Source organism: Luteimonas suaedae (assembly GCF_008312895.1).
Lineage (GTDB): Bacteria > Pseudomonadota > Gammaproteobacteria > Xanthomonadales > Xanthomonadaceae > Luteimonas > Luteimonas suaedae.
This window is the reverse complement of sequence record NZ_VSSP01000009.1, coordinates 95,278-109,474: the sequence shown is the minus strand read 5'-3', so window position 1 is coordinate 109,474 and position 14,197 is coordinate 95,278. Positions and strand designations below refer to the sequence as shown.

16 protein-coding genes are annotated in these 14,197 nt (G+C 70.6%); 11 read left to right on the top strand and 5 right to left on the bottom strand.

Annotation, left to right across the window (positions count from 1 at the left end; genetic code table 11):
• Positions 1–271: 271 nt before the first annotated feature.
• Both FXO19_RS13740 and FXO19_RS13735 read left to right on the top strand, forming a co-directional pair.
• A complete protein-coding gene (locus FXO19_RS13740) occupies positions 272–1,048 on the top strand; it encodes a sensor histidine kinase (RefSeq protein ID WP_149195674.1) in 777 nt (258 codons plus the stop codon).
• Positions 1,045–1,485 carry a response regulator gene (locus FXO19_RS13735; protein WP_149195673.1) on the top strand — a complete coding sequence of 147 codons (441 nt, stop codon included), beginning with the start codon at positions 1,045–1,047 and terminating at the stop codon, positions 1,483–1,485. The genes FXO19_RS13740 and FXO19_RS13735 overlap by 4 nt, the downstream gene beginning before the upstream one ends.
• A gap of 234 nt (positions 1,486–1,719) precedes the next feature.
• Here the strand turns inward: FXO19_RS13735 and FXO19_RS13730 are convergent, their stop codons facing one another.
• Positions 1,720–2,469, bottom strand: coding sequence for a 2OG-Fe(II) oxygenase (locus FXO19_RS13730; RefSeq protein ID WP_149195672.1), 750 nt, complete (start codon positions 2,467–2,469; stop codon positions 1,720–1,722).
• A 71-nt stretch (positions 2,470–2,540) separates the two neighbouring features.
• Here FXO19_RS13730 and FXO19_RS19615 point away from each other — a divergent pair, with 71 nt between their 5' ends.
• Positions 2,541–2,822 carry a peptidase gene (locus FXO19_RS19615; protein WP_425481479.1) on the top strand — a complete coding sequence of 94 codons (282 nt, stop codon included), beginning with the start codon at positions 2,541–2,543 and terminating at the stop codon, positions 2,820–2,822.
• Positions 2,823–2,852: 30 nt separating this feature from the next.
• On the opposite strand, the gene FXO19_RS13720 is transcribed toward FXO19_RS19615, so the two are convergent.
• Together FXO19_RS13720 and FXO19_RS13715 are read right to left on the bottom strand one after the other, a co-directional pair.
• Complete coding sequence (locus FXO19_RS13720) at positions 2,853–3,500, bottom strand: response regulator transcription factor (RefSeq protein WP_149195671.1); 648 nt, start codon at positions 3,498–3,500, stop codon at positions 2,853–2,855.
• Positions 3,497–4,750, bottom strand: a complete 1,254-nt coding sequence (locus FXO19_RS13715) for a sensor histidine kinase (protein WP_255516426.1) — start codon at positions 4,748–4,750, stop codon at positions 3,497–3,499. The genes FXO19_RS13720 and FXO19_RS13715 overlap by 4 nt, the downstream gene beginning before the upstream one ends.
• Before the next feature lie 3 nt (positions 4,751–4,753).
• Here FXO19_RS13715 and FXO19_RS13710 point away from each other — a divergent pair, with 3 nt between their 5' ends.
• From FXO19_RS13710 to FXO19_RS13690, 5 genes are all read left to right on the top strand, one after another.
• Positions 4,754–5,176, top strand: a complete 423-nt coding sequence (locus FXO19_RS13710) for a DUF2141 domain-containing protein (protein ID WP_149195669.1) — start codon at positions 4,754–4,756, stop codon at positions 5,174–5,176.
• A gap of 10 nt (positions 5,177–5,186) precedes the next feature.
• On the top strand, positions 5,187–6,698 hold the full coding sequence (locus FXO19_RS13705; protein ID WP_149195668.1) for a carotenoid oxygenase family protein: 1,512 nt from the start codon (positions 5,187–5,189) through the stop codon (positions 6,696–6,698).
• Positions 6,699–6,897: 199 nt separating this feature from the next.
• Positions 6,898–7,386: a hypothetical protein gene (locus tag FXO19_RS13700; RefSeq protein ID WP_149195667.1), complete on the top strand. Its 489-nt coding sequence runs from the start codon at positions 6,898–6,900 to the stop codon at positions 7,384–7,386.
• Positions 7,387–7,492: 106 nt separating this feature from the next.
• Positions 7,493–8,164, top strand: coding sequence for an NIPSNAP family protein (locus FXO19_RS13695; protein ID WP_149195666.1), 672 nt, complete (start codon positions 7,493–7,495; stop codon positions 8,162–8,164).
• A gap of 58 nt (positions 8,165–8,222) precedes the next feature.
• Positions 8,223–8,915: a helix-turn-helix transcriptional regulator gene (locus tag FXO19_RS13690; protein WP_149195665.1), complete on the top strand. Its 693-nt coding sequence runs from the start codon at positions 8,223–8,225 to the stop codon at positions 8,913–8,915.
• A gap of 184 nt (positions 8,916–9,099) precedes the next feature.
• Here FXO19_RS13690 and FXO19_RS13685 read toward each other — a convergent pair whose 3' ends face one another.
• Together FXO19_RS13685 and phhA are read right to left on the bottom strand one after the other, a co-directional pair.
• Positions 9,100–11,217, bottom strand: coding sequence for a TonB-dependent receptor family protein (locus FXO19_RS13685; RefSeq protein WP_149195754.1), 2,118 nt, complete (start codon positions 11,215–11,217; stop codon positions 9,100–9,102).
• 276 nt (positions 11,218–11,493) lie between these two features.
• On the bottom strand, positions 11,494–12,384 hold the full coding sequence (gene phhA, locus FXO19_RS13680; protein WP_149195664.1) for a phenylalanine 4-monooxygenase: 891 nt from the start codon (positions 12,382–12,384) through the stop codon (positions 11,494–11,496).
• 132 nt (positions 12,385–12,516) lie between these two features.
• Between phhA and FXO19_RS13675 the strand changes: the two genes are divergently transcribed.
• The 3 genes from FXO19_RS13675 to FXO19_RS13665 all read left to right on the top strand — a co-directional run bounded on the left by FXO19_RS13675 (position 12,517) and on the right by FXO19_RS13665 (position 13,982).
• Positions 12,517–12,990, top strand: coding sequence for an Lrp/AsnC family transcriptional regulator (locus FXO19_RS13675; RefSeq protein WP_149195663.1), 474 nt, complete (start codon positions 12,517–12,519; stop codon positions 12,988–12,990).
• Between the two features lie 192 nt (positions 12,991–13,182).
• Entirely contained in the window at positions 13,183–13,677 is a 495-nt protein-coding gene (locus FXO19_RS13670; RefSeq protein WP_149195662.1) for an arsinothricin resistance N-acetyltransferase ArsN1 family B, read from the top strand.
• Positions 13,678–13,736: 59 nt separating this feature from the next.
• Positions 13,737–13,982 carry a hypothetical protein gene (locus FXO19_RS13665; protein ID WP_149195661.1) on the top strand — a complete coding sequence of 82 codons (246 nt, stop codon included), beginning with the start codon at positions 13,737–13,739 and terminating at the stop codon, positions 13,980–13,982.
• Positions 13,983–14,197 lie beyond the last annotated feature (215 nt).

Sequence of the window (14,197 nt, the reverse complement as noted above, 5' to 3'; positions counted from 1 at the left end):
CCCACGCACACAGCTTCCCGCCCGCACCGCACTGCGCGCTCCCTTTTCCTGGGGAGGTGAAAAGCTGTTGCAGATGATCCGTGAGGTGCAGGCAGCACCAGCGTCGCCGCGCCGGCCGCGACCTTCGGCAGGTCGGGGCTGAAGCCCTTCCGACAAGGGCACCGGTGCCAGGGCCGTGGGAAGCGGCCGACACGCGCGGGGATTTATCCCGGATACACGCTGCCGCGACTGGATCGTCGCTAGACTGGCCGCGCACCACCCGGACACCGCGATGTCTCCCGAGCCCCGTTCAGCCCCGCCCGCCGCCGACGCCGAGACACGTCTGCAGGAGGCAGAGCGCGCGCTGCAGATGCTGCGCCGGCAGCAGGAAACCCTCGCGCACGGCATTTCCCACGACCTGCGCGCGCCGCTGCGCGCGATCGGCAGCTATGCACAGATCCTCGCCGCCGGCCATGCCGACGCGATCGATGCGCGCGGGCGCGACTATCTGGATCGCATCTGCGATGCCACCGGGCGCATGGAGGCGTTGATCGAAGGCCTGCTGCAGCTGTCGCACGTCGCGCGGGCGCCGTTGCGCCCGGAGCGGGTGGATATCGGGCTGCTGGTGGAGTGGAGTGCGGCCGAACTGCAGGACGCCGAGCCGGAACGTGACGCCGAGGTGACCGTGCAGCCGCAGCTCGTGGCATTCGGCGACGAGCGCCAGCTCAAGCAGCTGTTCGAGCGCCTGCTGCACAACGCCTGGAAGTTCTCGCGCGAGCGCGATCGGGTGCGCATCGACGTGCGCGGCGAGCGCCGCGACGGCCATATCGTGATCTCGGTCAGCGACCAGGGCAGCGGTTTCGACATGCGCTATGCTGAACGGATGTTCGAGCCGTTCCAGCGCCTGCACGGACCGGAAGAGGGCGGCGGGCACGGCCTCGGACTGGCGATCGCACAATGCATCGCCGAGCGGCATGCAGGCCGGCTGTGGGCGGAGTCGACGCCCGGTTCCGGCAGCGTGTTCCATGTCGAGTTGCCGGCGGCGCCGGCATCGCGGAGTGAAGCGTGAACGAGAAAGAGATCCTGCTGGTCGAGGACAATCCGGACGACGTCGAACTCACCCGCATCGCCTTCGCCGAGGCCAAGATCGCCAACACCCTGACCGTGGTGCGCGACGGCGCCGAGGCGCTGGACTACCTGTTCGCGCGCGGCGCCTACGCCGATCGCGCCCCCGACGACCTGCCCTCGATCATCCTGCTCGACCTCAACCTGCCGAAGGTGGACGGGCGCGAGGTTCTACAGGCGATCCGCAGCGATGCCCGCACCCGCGCCCTGCCGGTGGTGGTGCTGACCACCAGCAACGAGCCGTTCGACGTCGAGGCCAGCTATGCGCTGGGCGTCAACAGCTACATCCGCAAGCCGGTCGATTTCGAGCAGTTCGTGTGGGCGGTCAAGCAGGTGGGCCTGTACTGGCTGGTGCTCAACCAGCCGCGCAAGGACGGCTGAGGCAACGTTGGCGCCACCCGGCCGCCTAGCGTAGGAGCGCCCCATGGGCGCGATGCCGCGGGCGTTTCGTGGCCAGCACATTCCGGTGACCGGCGCGCCTGCCGGTCCAGGATCGCGACATCCGCCGGATCCTGTCGGCACCCGCGGCATCGCGCCCATGGGGCGCTCCTACGAGCGCCGCGCGCGGAGACATCTGGTTCCGGAGCGTTGGGATTGGACAGTTGATGACACGTCCTAGCCCGCGGCGAACAGCCGCTCGGCGCGCTGGAACAGGATCCAGCTGGTGGCGATGAACTTGTCGCCGCCGCGCGGGCGATTGCCGCGATGGGTATGGGTGAAGGCGGTCGGCGCCAGCAGCAGGTCGCCGGTACGCGGCGCGACCTTGCGCTGCTGGAACAGGAACTCGGTCTCGCCTTGCTCGAAACCGTCGTTGAGATAGATCGTCCACAGCAGGTGCCGGTGCAGGGTCTCGCTTTGTGCATCGCGTGGATACAGTTCGCAGTGCCAGTACGGATAACCACCCTCGCCGTCGCGATACCACTGCAGGTTGATCGCGCCCGGGCGCAGGCAGGTGCGCGCGAGTTCGCCCAGGCGGCGATCGTCCATCGCCGCCAGGTCCTCGGCAGACAGCCGCCGTGGGGCACCGTCGGCGCCGGGCTGCTGCAGCATCAGCGGTGCGATCAGCGCCTGCGGATAGCGCCGCAGGTAGGCCAGCAGGCCGCCGTAGACGGCGACGTTGAGCGCCTGTTCCACGTCCGCCCAGGCCGGGTTGCCGGCCAGCGACAGGTCGCGGCTGCGCTTGAGTTCGGGAAACACGCCGCCGCCGACCTGGCCGGGTTGCAACGCATCGCTGCCGCGGATGCGCTCGACGATCGCGGCGCAGGTCGCGGCGTCGACCACGCCGGGGGTGACCTCGATGAAATCGTCGTGGGCGGCGGCGCTCTGGGTCACGGTGCTTTCACCGACGGGTTCGGAGAGCCTCATCCTCGCATGCCGCGCCGGTGAGGTAAGCGCCGCGGTCCGCGGGTAGAGTGCAGGCCTGGGCCAAACGGAGCATGCGGATGAACGAGAAAAGGCGTTGGGTTCCGGCCGTGGCCGCCCTTTTGCTGGTCGCCTGCACCTCGCCGGCGCCGGACACCGGCGCGATTCCGCTGCCAGGTTCGGATCGGGACGCGCATGGCTGCATCCCCTCTGCCGGTTACGCGTGGTGCGCGCGGACGCAGCAGTGCGAGCGTCCCTGGGAGCTGGCCGAAGCCGAAGGCTTTCCCGCCGGCCAGGCATCGTTTGAACGTCACTGCGAACAGGATCCGGAGCACGAGGCTATGCCGCGGCAATAAGCCTTTCGCCGCGAGCGGGGAGCGCGCGGCTCAGATCACCCGCAGCGTGATCGCCTTGAGCACGGCGCGGGTGCGATCGCGGGTGCCGAGCTTGTCGAGGATGGTCGAGACGTAGTTCTTCACCGTGCCCTCGGCCAGGAACAGGCTGCGCGCGATCTCCCGGTTGGAGTAGCCGCCGGCCAGCAGCCGCAGGATCGCGACTTCGCGCGCGTTGAAGGTGTCCACCGGCGCGCGCTCGTCGTGATAGCGGTAGCGCGCACGCACCGGATCGGTGCTGACCGGCTGCAGCAGGGTCTCGCCCGCCGCCAGGCGCTCGATCGCCTCGCGCAGGTCTTCGGGCGCGGCGTCCTTGAGCAGGAATCCCTGGGCGCCCGCGTCGCGTGCGCGCAGCAGCAGGTCGGTTTCGTCGAAGGTGGTCAGCAGCAGCACCGGGGTGGCGTCGCCGCGTGCGCGCAGCGCGGCCAGTGCGTCGACGCCGTCGACGCCGGGCATGCGGATGTCGCTGAGGATCACGTCGACCGGCATCCGCGCCAGCTGCGCCAGCAGGCTTTCGCCGTCCTCGGCCTCGAACGCGATCTCGACGCCCTGCTGTTCCAGCAGCGCGCGCAGGCCGGCGCGCACCAGGGCCTGGTCGTCGGCAAGCGCGATGCGCAGTGCCGGCGGCGCGCCTTCGCTCATGCCGGCAGGCTCGCGTCGATGCGCAGCGCGCCGTGCGCATTGGCCGCGAACGCCAGCGATCCGCCGAGCGCGGCGACCCGTTCGCGCATGCCGGCAATGCCGTTGCCTTCGCTCAGCGCGCCGCGCAGGCGGCCGTCGTCCTCCACCCGCACCTGCAGCGCGCCGTCGCGCATCGACAGCGCCACGCGCACGGTGTCGGCATCGGCATGGCGCGCGCTGTTGGTCAGCGCTTCCTGCACGATCCGCAGCACGGTTTCCGCCAGCACCGGATCGGTGACGTGCACGTCGTCGGCGATGTCCAGCTGCAGCCGCGGCCGCGGCAGCGGCGCGGCCAGCGCATGCAGCGCGGTCGCCAGGTCCAGCCCGCAGGAGTCGCGCAGCGACTGCACCACGCCGCGGATGTCGCCCAGCAGCTCCTGCGACATGCGCTGCGCGACGTGCAGTTCCTTGCGGCCGGCCAGCGCCGGATCGTTGCCCAGCGCGCGCAGGTTGAGCGTCATCGCCGTCAGCTTGTGGCCGAGCACGTCGTGCAGTTCGCGCGCCACGCGCACCCGTTCGCTGTCGCGGGCACCATCGGCCAGCAGCGCGCGCGTCGCCAGCAGGTCGGCGTTGACGCGTGCCAGCGCATCACGCGTGCGCTCAGCGCTGGTGGCGTAGTGGGCGATCAATGCGGCGAAGGCCTGGAAGCCGAGATACATCAAGGTCACGGTGAGCGGCGAGAAATGCCCCTGCCGCAGCAGGATCAGGTACGCCGCCGCGTCCGCCAGCAGCACCGCCACCGCCGCCCATCGCAGCGGCCAGGCCATCGCCGCCGCAGCGGTCCACACCACCAGCAGCACCTGCGAGGAGCCGGAGCGCGGCGTCAGCCAGAGCAGCAGCAGTGCCAGCAACGGCATCAGGACCAGCAATGCGTGGCCGGCCCAGGTGTCGCGCAGGCGCGCGATGTCGTACAGCAGGAAGGCGAGCGTGAACGCCGCCAGCGTCGCCCAGCCGAGCACCGCCGCCTCCGGCGCGATCCAGCGCAGCGACAGCGCGACTGCGCTCAGCGTGCACAGCCCGGCGAGATTGAAGGGCAGCAACAACTTGTGGATCGACGACGTCATGCGGTCATGCTGCGGCGTACGGCGCGCCAGGGCAATGGGGCCGGTGAAAGAAGTGACTTCCGGCAGGCCGGATCGATGACCACCGGCTCCTGACGCCCTTGACGGTGGCAACGAAACTGGCGTCCTCCCGCAAACCCGAGAAGACATGCCATGACCCGCTTCGTTCTCGCCACCCTTCTGCTTCCGGCCATCGCCTGTACCCCCGCCGCGTGGGCCGCGGATCTGGAAGTGCGCCTGCAGGGCCTGCGCAGCCAGGACGGCAGCGTCCGCGTTTCCGTGGTCGACAGCGCCGCCGGCTGGGACGGTGAAGCCGCCCCGGTCGCCGCGCAGCAGCTCACCGCGACCGGCAACGCGGTGCGGATGCACGTCGCCGACCTGGCGCCCGGCGCCTACGCAGTGATGGCGTTCCACGACGAGAACGGCAACGGCCGCCTCGACACCAATCTCGTCGGCATGCCGGTCGAAGGCTATGGCTTCAGCAACAATCCGCAGGTGATGCGCAAGCCGACCTTCGACGAGGCCCGCTTCGACCTCGGCGCGGACGACCTCGTCCTCGACATCGCGATCCGCTGAGGGCGCCGCCATGGACCGTCGCCGCTTCCTGCGCAACCTGCTTTCCGGCGCCACCGCGCTGGCGCTGACCCCACCGCTGCTGCGCGGCACGGCGCTGGCCGGAGATCCGGCGGCGTTCGCCGCCGGCCTGGAGCGGCATCCGTGGCTGGCGGGCTGGAAGAGCGTCGGCACCGAATCGCTCGGGCCCACCACGGTGCAGCTCGAAGGCCGCCTGCCCGACGGCCTCGCCGGCACGCTGTACCGCAACGGGCCGGCATGGCTGGAGCGGGACGGCTTCCGCTACGAGCACTGGTTCGACGGCGACGGCATGGTGCACGGCTGGCGCCTGGGCGCGGACGGCGTGACCCACCGCGCACGCATGGTGGCCACGCCGAAGTTCGAACGCGAGCGCGCCGCCGGCCGTTTCCTCACCACGGCCGCCGGCACCACCGTGCCGGACGCGCAGCCGGTGCGCAACAACGACGACGCCAATACCGCCAACACCTCGGTGGCGATGATCGGCGGGCGGCTGTTCGCGCTGTGGGAGGGCGGCTCGGCGTTCGAGCTCGATCCCGACGCGCTGGATACGCTGGGGCCGGTGACCTGGCGCGACGACCTGGCGGCGCTGCCGTTCTCCGCGCATCCCTTGCGCGATCGCGACGGCTCGCTCTGGAACTTCGGCGCGATCTCGTTGACGGGTGGCGCCGGCCTGCTGCTCTGGCACATCGGCGCCGACGGCGCGCTGCGCGGCGCGCACATGCTGGAGACGCCGGCGCCCGGCTACCTGCACAGCTTCGCCATGACCGAGCGGCACCTGGTCTTCGTGCTGGCGCCGTTCCGGTTCGCCGAGGACGACGGCGCATTCTTCGAACGCCTGCGCTTCGCCACCGACCGTGCCTGCATGGTGGCGGTGGTCGACAAGAACGCGCCCGACCGGGCGCGCTGGTTCGAGGTCGACTTCGCCGCCGTCTATCACTTCGGCGACGCCTTCGAACGCAACGGCGGGATCGTGGTGCGCGCCGTCCGCCATTCCGATCCGGAGCAGGCGCGTTCGCCGATGCGGGAGGCGATGCGCGGGCATGCGCGCGACGGCGGCATGCCGTCGCGGCTGGCCGATCTGCATCTGGACCTGGGCCGCGGCCGCGCACGCTGGGTGGCGCATGACGTCGCGGACATCGAATTCCCGCTGTTCGATCCACGCACGCCCGGCGATCGGCCGGCGCGACTGTATGCGCCCACCACCGAGGGCGAAGCCAACGCGCCCTACTTCAACGCCGTGGCGATGTTCGATCCGGCCCGCGATCGGCGCGAGGTGCACCGCTACGGCGCCGACATCCTGGCCGAGGAGCACGTGTTCGTACCGCGTCCCGGCAGCGACCGGCCCGATGACGGCTGGCTGGTCGGCACCCTGCTCGACGCGGCGCGCGATCGCAGCGGCATCGCCGTGTTCGATGCACGCCGCATCGGCGACGGGCCGCTGGCCCAGGCCTGGCTGCCGTACGCCTTCCCGCTCGGCTTCCACGGGCTCTTCGCTCCGGGCTGAGCAGCAGCGGGCGACAGATCCGACGCGCCGTTGTCTGCTGACACCATGCTGTCAGCAGGCCCGCCGCAGGCTATCGACACCGCAGCGCCACCAACGCTCCCTCAGGACCGCCCGCACCGACGGGCGGATCTGGTTGCGGACATGGCAGGTGCCGGCCCACGCCGGCCCGGTGGCGCGGATCATCGACGAGGAACATGGCATGCAAGCAGCACACGACGACCGCGACGGTCGCCACGACTTCGATTTCCTGCACGGCCGCTGGCGGATCCGCAACGAGCGGCTCAGGACGCGGCTGGCCGGTGCACAGGACTGGGACGGCTTCGACGCGGAGCAGGTGTGCCGGCCGGTGCTGGGCGGCCTGGGCAACGTCGACGAATTCGTCAGCGACTGGAGCGGCGGCCTGCTCGGCATGACCCTGCGGCTGTTCGATCCACAGGCGCGGCAATGGAGCCTGTACTGGGCCAGCAACCGCGACGGCATCCTGGAGGCGCCGGTCGTCGGCGGCTTCGCACAGGGCATCGGCAGCTTCTATGGCATCGACCGCCACCAGGGCCGCACGGTGCTGGCGCGTTTCCTCTGGGACGAGATCAGCGCCGACGGCGCGCACTGGCAGCAGGGCCTGTCCACCGACGGCGGCACCAGCTGGGAAACCAACTGGCACATGTACTTCACGCGGTTGCCGGCATGAGGCGCCGGCCGCAGATCCGCAGCTGCCACGGCACCCGCGCCGGAGACGGCGGTGGCCGGGCGCCCGCGTCCGCGGAGCGGCGGCCGTGAGCCGGCACGATGCGGTGATGACCAGGCTGCCCGCGGTGGTCGAGCTGCGCCGCTACACCCTGCACCCGGGGCGTCGCGATGCCCTGATCGACCTGTTCGAGCGCGACCTGGTGGCGCCGCAGGAAGCCTGCGGCATGCGCCTGCTCGGCCGCTTCCGCGATCTCGACGTGCCCGACCGCTTCGTGTGGCTGCGCGGCTTTGCCGACATGGCAGCGCGGCGACAGGCGCTGGCCGACTTCTACGGCGGCCCGGCCTGGCGCCGACATCGCGAAGCCGCGAACGCGACCATGATCGATTCGGACGACGTGCTGCTGCTGCGGCCGGTCATCGATCCGGCCGACGTGGACTCGACCGATGCGGGGACTGCCGCGGGCGCGGAGGTGATCGGCGTGCTGTGCCATTTCGACGCCCCGGTCGACGCGGCGGTGCCGCTGCATTTCCGGCAGCAGCTGTGGCCGCGGTTCGCGGCTGCCGGCGCCGTGTTGCTGGGCGGGTTCGCCAGCGAATATGCGCGCAACGACTTTCCCGCCTTGCCCGTGCGCCAAGGGGAACACGTGTTCGCCTGGTTCGCCCGCGTGCCGCGATGGGACGACGGCCTGCGCGCGGCGTGGCACGCGGACGCACCGCCGCAGCGGCCCCGCGACTGCGAGGTCATGCGCCTGCGGCCGACCGCGGGCTCGCCGTGGTGAGCCCGCGCCATCCCACCGGCGGCTGGCCGCCGCCGCGGCCCTGCGCAATGATGTGCCGATGCGCCGCGCCGACCGCCTGTTCCTGATTATCCATGCACTGCGTGGCCGCCGTTCCGCGTTGCCGGCGCACCAGCTGTCCGCCACCCTCGGGGTGTCGGTCCGCACCGTGTACCGCGACATCGTCGACCTGCAGCTGTCGGGCGTGCCGATCGAGGGCGAGGCCGGGATCGGCTACGTGCTGCGCAAGGGCGCGGACATCCCGCCGCTGATGTTCGACGGCGACGAGCTCGAGGCCCTGGTGACCGGCACGCGCTTCGTGCGGGCCTTCGGCGGTCCGCGGCTGGCGGCAGGCGCCTGCTCGGCGCTGCTCAAGATCGAGGCGGTGCTGCCGCCGGCGCTGCAGGCGCGCGCGCAGCGCACCCGGATCTACGCGCCCGCGCGCGACGATCGGATCGAGGCCAGCGGCGTCATCGACCGCCTGCACGCCGCGATCGAGGCGCGGCAGGTGCTGGCGATCCGTTACTGCGACGGCGACGGCCGCAACAGCGAACGCGAAATCGAGCCGCTGTGCCTGGCGTTCTGGGGCGGCAGCTGGACGCTCGGCGCCTGGTGCCGGCTGCGCGCCGGATTCCGCAACTTCCGGCCGGACCGGATGGACGTGTTCGTCGCGACTGGGGAGCAGTACGACGACAGCGCCGATCGCGGCCTGCAGGCCTACCTGCGCGCGGTCGGCAGCGACGGCTGGGTTTAACCGGATCTGGCGGGGCCGAACGCACCGTAGGAGCGCGCCATGCGCGCGATGCCGCGGGTGCCGGCAGGATCCGGTGGATGCCGCGATGCTGGACCGGCAGGCGCCCCGGTTATCGGAATTTATGGGCGGCGTGATGCCCGCGGCATCGCGCGCATGGCGCGCTCCTACGGAAGGGGGTCCCGTTTCAGCGCGCCCAGGTCCACTCCGCGCCCAGCAGCCAGCCGCGGTCGGCCCCGGGTTCGTAGAAGCGGCCGTTGCCCTCGTTGACGATCACCGAACCGACATAGGCGCGGTCGAGCAGGTTGTCGATCCGGGCGAAGGTGCGCAGTTCGCCGCTGCGGGTGCGCCAGCGGCGCGCGGCCTCCAGGTGCAGCAGGCCGTAGCCGGCGGCCGATTCGCTGCCCAGGTCGTTCACCGGCACGTCGCCGATCGCCTCGCCCTCGATCGCCGCGCTCCAGGCTTCGCCACGCCACTGCAGGCGCGCGAACAGCTGTTGTTCCGGCACGCCGGGAATGCGCGCGCCGGCCGGCACCTCGGTCTCCGGCACGGTGCAGCCGGCGCCCTGGCAGATCCGGTAGGCGTCGCGGAAGGTCGCGTCCAGCCGGGTGTACGCCAGTCGCAGGTCCCAGGCCTCGCCCAGCGGCGTGGCGAAGGCGGTCTCGAACCCCTGCCGCCGCGCGCGGCCGACGTTGCGGAAGCTGCTGCGGCCGGCGACGTTGCGCGCCACCGCCAGCTCGTCGTCGGTGTCGGCGCGGAACAGCGCCGCCTCCCAGCTCGCGCCGCGGGCGTCGCGCCATTTCATGCCGAGCTCGACGTTGTCGCTGACCGCCGGGCGCAGCCCGAACGCGAGGCCGGCGCCGCCGTCGGCGCGATAGGACATCTCGTTGAAGGTCGGGGTCTCGAAGCCGCGGCCGGCCGACAGGTACACGCGCCAGTCCGCCTGTGGCGCGAAGGTCAGGCCCGCCACCGGCGCGGTGTGGCGGAAGCGCACGCGGCCGCTGTCGTCGGGATTGGCATCGGTGACGTAGCGGTCGCGCGATTCGAATTCGACTTCGCTGTGGCGCGCTCCCAGCAGCAGCGACCAGCGCTCGGCGAAGCGCCACCACGCCTGCGCGTAGGCGTCGGCGTTGTCGACGGCGTTGCGCTCGTCGCGGCGCAGCGCGCCGCGCACGCCGAGCGTCTCGCCGACGAAGTTCTCGAAACCGCGGCGGTGCTGGCGCTGGCGGTCGAGGTTGCCGCCGACGGTGAACTCGAGCGGCCGTTCGGCGACGGCGCCCTGCCACGACCAGCGCGCGTCGAGGCCGTCGTAGCGGTTGTCCAGGTCGATCACGCCGCCCGAGCTCAGCGGATTGCCCTGGGCGAAGTCCGGGATCGGCAGCACCTGCATCACCTCGCGGCTGCCGCCATAGGCCATCAGCCGCAGCGTCTGCGCCGCGCCCAGGCCCTGTTCATAGGTCATGCCGGCCTGGTGCTGGCGCACCGTCTTGCGGGTGTCGAAGACGAACGCATTGGCGACCGCCTGGCGCGGATCGGCGCGCACCTGCTCCGCCGTCAGCCCCAGCGGATCGCGCGCTTCCGGCACGTCGACGTAGTTGAGCACCAGGTCCAGGTGCCGACGCGCGCCGAGGTCGACGCCGAGCTTGAGGTTGGCGGTGTCGCGGCGCGCGGCGCTGTGGTCGCGCCAGCCGTCGGTGTCGTAGCGCGACAGCGCCAGGTTGTAGCCGATGCGCCCACCTCCGCCGAGCAGCTGCGCCGCGGCCGAATACGTCGCGTCACGACCGACGGTCGCGCGCGCGCGCCACGGATCGCCGGCCTCGCCGTTCGCGCTGTGGATCTGCACCACGCCGCCCGACGAATTGCCGTGCAGCGCCGAGAACGGCCCGCGGATCACTTCGATGCGGTCACCGCCGGCCAGGCTGAAGTGCGACAGCTGGCCCTGGCCATCCGGCATCGACGCCGGAATGCCGTCGGCATACAGCCGCACCCCACGCACGCCGAAGGTCGAGCGCGCGCCGAAGCCGCGGATCGACAGCTGCGTGTCCTGCGCCAGGTTCTGCCGGTCGCGCGCCAGCACGCCCGGTACGCCGCGCAGCACTTCCGATACGTCGGCACCGGCGCGGTTGCCGTCGTTGCGCAGCGAGATCGTCGCCGTGGACGCGGGCATGTCGAACGCCGGAACGCCGCGCAGGCGCGTGGCCTCCACCACGATCCGGTCGAGCGTGACGGCGTCGTTGGCATCGGGATTCAGTGCGACGGCGGCGCCCGCGGGCAGGAGCGCACAGGCCAGGCAGGCATTCAACATCGGCAAGGAGGCCTTCGGGGGAGGTCGGCGTGCAGATTACAACGCGCAACGCGACCGGTCCCGGCACGAGCGTGCCACTGGTGCGGGCCGGGGCGTGGAGCGGAGGATGCGGGGAAGTCGCGATGGTTCAGACGCTGCCGCTTCGCCGGATCCCTGTGGTGGGCCTTGGCCTACCATGATCATCCTTCAAGCGGCGCATGCTTTGATTGGCCCCTTGGGGGGCTCACCTCCAGCGCCTCGGCGTTGTCGGGGAATGCGCACTCCGGCGCGACGCCGTCAGACATCCGCGTCCGTCGGCCAGCCCTCGCCGGTGCCGCGCTGGTACACCCGGTCGCTCTCCAGCATCTCGCCGGCGGGCAGCGACGCCTGCCGCGACAGCCGCGCGTAGATCGGGGTGAAGTCCGGCTGCGTCGCTTGTATCAGCTGCTCGAAGCTGTCGATGACGAAATAGGTCTTCTGGTAGCTGTCGATGCGATAGCGGGTGCGCATGATCCGCTCGAGATCGAAGCCGATGCGGTTGGGTGCGGCGCTTTCCAGCGAATGGACCGACTCGCCCTTCGACGACACGATGCCGCTGCCGTAGATGCGCAGCCCGTCGGCCTGTTGGATCAGGCCGAACTCCACCGTGTACCAGTACAGCCGGGTCAGATTCTGCAGTGCGTCGGCGCCGATGCCGTGCGCCTTCACCCCGCCCTTGCCGTAGGCCTCCATGTAGTCGGCGAACACCGGGTTCATCAGCAGCGGGACATGGCCGAACAGGTCGTGGAACAGGTCCGGCTCCTCGATGTAGTCGATCTGTTCCGGCTTGCGGATCCACCAGGTCACCGGGAAGCGGCGGTTGGCCAGGTGGTCGAAGAAATCCAGCTCCGGCAGCAGCCCCTCCACGCCCATCAGCGTCCAGCCGGTGGCGGTGGTGAGCACCTGGTTGAGCTCGGAGAACTTCGGAATGTGGTCGGCCGACATGCCCATCGCATCCTGCGCGGCCAGGAACTCGTCGCAGGCGCGTCCCGGCAGGATCTCGCGCTGGCGCGCGTACAGCGTCGACCAGGTGGCGTGGTCGTCGTCGCTGTAGTCATCCCAGGGCTGCTCGACGATGCCGGTGGCGTACACCGGCACCTTGCCCTTGTCGGTGTGCAGGTTTTCGACGCGGCGCGGCTGGCTGTTCATCGCAGGGACTCCACGACCTCGGGGGAGCTTTCGACTGTACCCCCAGCGCCGCGCAAGGAGATTGCGTTGTTGCCGGAACGGCCGGGCGAAGCGCGGTATCATTGCGCTGAATCGAATAATCACGGCAGAATCATGCAGCGACTCGACCTGGACCGCACGGACCTGCAGTTGCTGGCCGAACTGCAGCGCGCCGGTCGCCAGACCAATGCCGAACTGGCCGAGCGGGTGCACCTGTCGGCCTCCGCCTGCCTGCGCCGGGTGCAGCGGCTCGAGCGCAGCGGCGTGATCGCCGGGTATCGCGCCGAGGTCGACCCCGAACGTGTCGGCCTCGGCCTGCAGGCCTTCGTCCGCGTGCAGCTGGAAAAGCACGATGCCGACCACGTCGAGCGCTTCACCGCGGCCGTGCACAGCTGGGACGAGGTGGTCGCCTGCCACGCCCTGACCGGCGACATGGACTACCTGCTGCACGTGATGGTGCAGGACCTGGACCACTTCTCGCGCTTCCTGCTCGACCGCCTGCTCAACGCCAGCGGCGTGGCCGACGTCAACTCCAGCTTCGTGCTGCGTACCGTGAAGGCGTTCGGCGGCGTGCCGCTGCCGCCGTAGGCAAGCGAGAGGAACGCGTTCCTCTCCACGCGTTCCTCCGTGCCGAACCGATCGCGACTGCGTACCGGTTCGACGGCTGAAGCGGCCGGCGCCCGCCGCAAGCGCACCGGTCGCGCCACCAACGTCGCCAGGCGGCGAATCATCAGGTTCAATTGGCGCCGGCACGTTCCGTGCCGCCATCCGCTGGTTCCGATGCAACCCGTCATCCGTCCTGCAATGCCCGGTGATGCCGAAGCGATCGCGCGCATCTACAACCATTACGTCGCCGACACCTGCGTCACCTTCGAGACCGAGCCGTTGTCCGGGGCGGAGATGGCGCAGCGCATCGCCGACACGCTGGAGCTCCCGTTGCCGTGGCTGGTGGCGGACGCCGACGGCGCGATCGCCGGCTACGCGTATGCATCGAAGTGGAAGGGACGCTGTGCCTACCGCTATTCGGTCGAGACCACCGTCTACCTGGACCCCCTGAGCACCGGCCAGGGGCTCGGCCGGCGCCTGTACGTCGCACTGATCGACGCGGTGAAGGCGCAGGGCATGCGCACGGCCATCGGCGGCATCGCCTTGCCGAACGCAGCGAGCATCGCGCTGCACGAGCGCCTCGGGTTCCGCAAGGTCGGGCATTTCGAGCAGGTCGGGTTCAAGCAGGATCGCTGGATCGATGTCGGATACTGGCAACGGCTGCTGTGACCGGGCACTGGCGGTAGCATTACAGACCACTCTGGAACCCGTGCCGATAGGAGATTCGCATGAACAGACCGACGCGTGACAGGCGCGCCTCTGGATCGAGCGGCCGGATACCGTGCATCGCCTTCGGCGTGTTCTGGGCGCTGGTGGCCGTGCTTCTGCACTACTTCGGCGCGTCCATGGAGTGGCAGCTGGTGTTCTCGGTCGTCGCTGTCCTGTATATCGCGGTCGGGCTGCTGGCCCCGCCGCGGATCCGCAGACTGGTGCTGTTCATGGATCTGTTCACGCAGGACTTCGCCGACCGGTAGCCGGTGGGCGCGGTGGACGGGCCTCACCATTCCGTCGTCGAACGGCAATCAGGCGGGCCGGTTCAGTCGAAGCGAACTTATCGCATGGCTGCTGCACCGGATGAAAAATCAGGGCCGGCCGACACCGTTGATGTCGGCCCGGAGCGCCATGTCGGTGCCGCGTCCGGCTGCAGCATCCATTGGTACCGGGTTGCCCATGCCTCGTTGTTGACGTC

Bases quoted from the DNA above. Each gene is read 5' to 3' on its own strand.
- FXO19_RS13740 (WP_149195674.1), top strand. From the start codon at position 272: ATGTCTCCCGAGCCCCGTTCAGCCCCGCCCGCCGCCGACGCCGAGACA.
- FXO19_RS13730 (WP_149195672.1), bottom strand. From the start codon at position 2,469: ATGAGGCTCTCCGAACCCGTCGGTGAAAGCACCGTGACCCAGAGCGCC.
- FXO19_RS19615 (WP_425481479.1), top strand. From the start codon at position 2,541: ATGCGGATGAACGAGAAAAGGCGTTGGGTTCCGGCCGTGGCCGCCCTT.
- FXO19_RS13720 (WP_149195671.1), bottom strand. From the start codon at position 3,500: ATGAGCGAAGGCGCGCCGCCGGCACTGCGCATCGCGCTTGCCGACGAC.
- FXO19_RS13715 (WP_255516426.1), bottom strand. From the start codon at position 4,750: ATGTCTTCTCGGGTTTGCGGGAGGACGCCAGTTTCGTTGCCACCGTCA.
- FXO19_RS13710 (WP_149195669.1), top strand. From the start codon at position 4,754: ATGACCCGCTTCGTTCTCGCCACCCTTCTGCTTCCGGCCATCGCCTGT.
- FXO19_RS13705 (WP_149195668.1), top strand. From the start codon at position 5,187: ATGGACCGTCGCCGCTTCCTGCGCAACCTGCTTTCCGGCGCCACCGCG.
- FXO19_RS13700 (WP_149195667.1), top strand. From the start codon at position 6,898: ATGCAAGCAGCACACGACGACCGCGACGGTCGCCACGACTTCGATTTC.
- FXO19_RS13695 (WP_149195666.1), top strand. From the start codon at position 7,493: ATGACCAGGCTGCCCGCGGTGGTCGAGCTGCGCCGCTACACCCTGCAC.
- FXO19_RS13690 (WP_149195665.1), top strand. From the start codon at position 8,223: ATGCGCCGCGCCGACCGCCTGTTCCTGATTATCCATGCACTGCGTGGC.
- FXO19_RS13685 (WP_149195754.1), bottom strand. From the start codon at position 11,217: ATGTTGAATGCCTGCCTGGCCTGTGCGCTCCTGCCCGCGGGCGCCGCC.
- phhA (WP_149195664.1), bottom strand. From the start codon at position 12,384: ATGAACAGCCAGCCGCGCCGCGTCGAAAACCTGCACACCGACAAGGGC.
- FXO19_RS13675 (WP_149195663.1), top strand. From the start codon at position 12,517: ATGCAGCGACTCGACCTGGACCGCACGGACCTGCAGTTGCTGGCCGAA.
- FXO19_RS13670 (WP_149195662.1), top strand. From the start codon at position 13,183: ATGCAACCCGTCATCCGTCCTGCAATGCCCGGTGATGCCGAAGCGATC.
- FXO19_RS13665 (WP_149195661.1), top strand. From the start codon at position 13,737: ATGAACAGACCGACGCGTGACAGGCGCGCCTCTGGATCGAGCGGCCGG.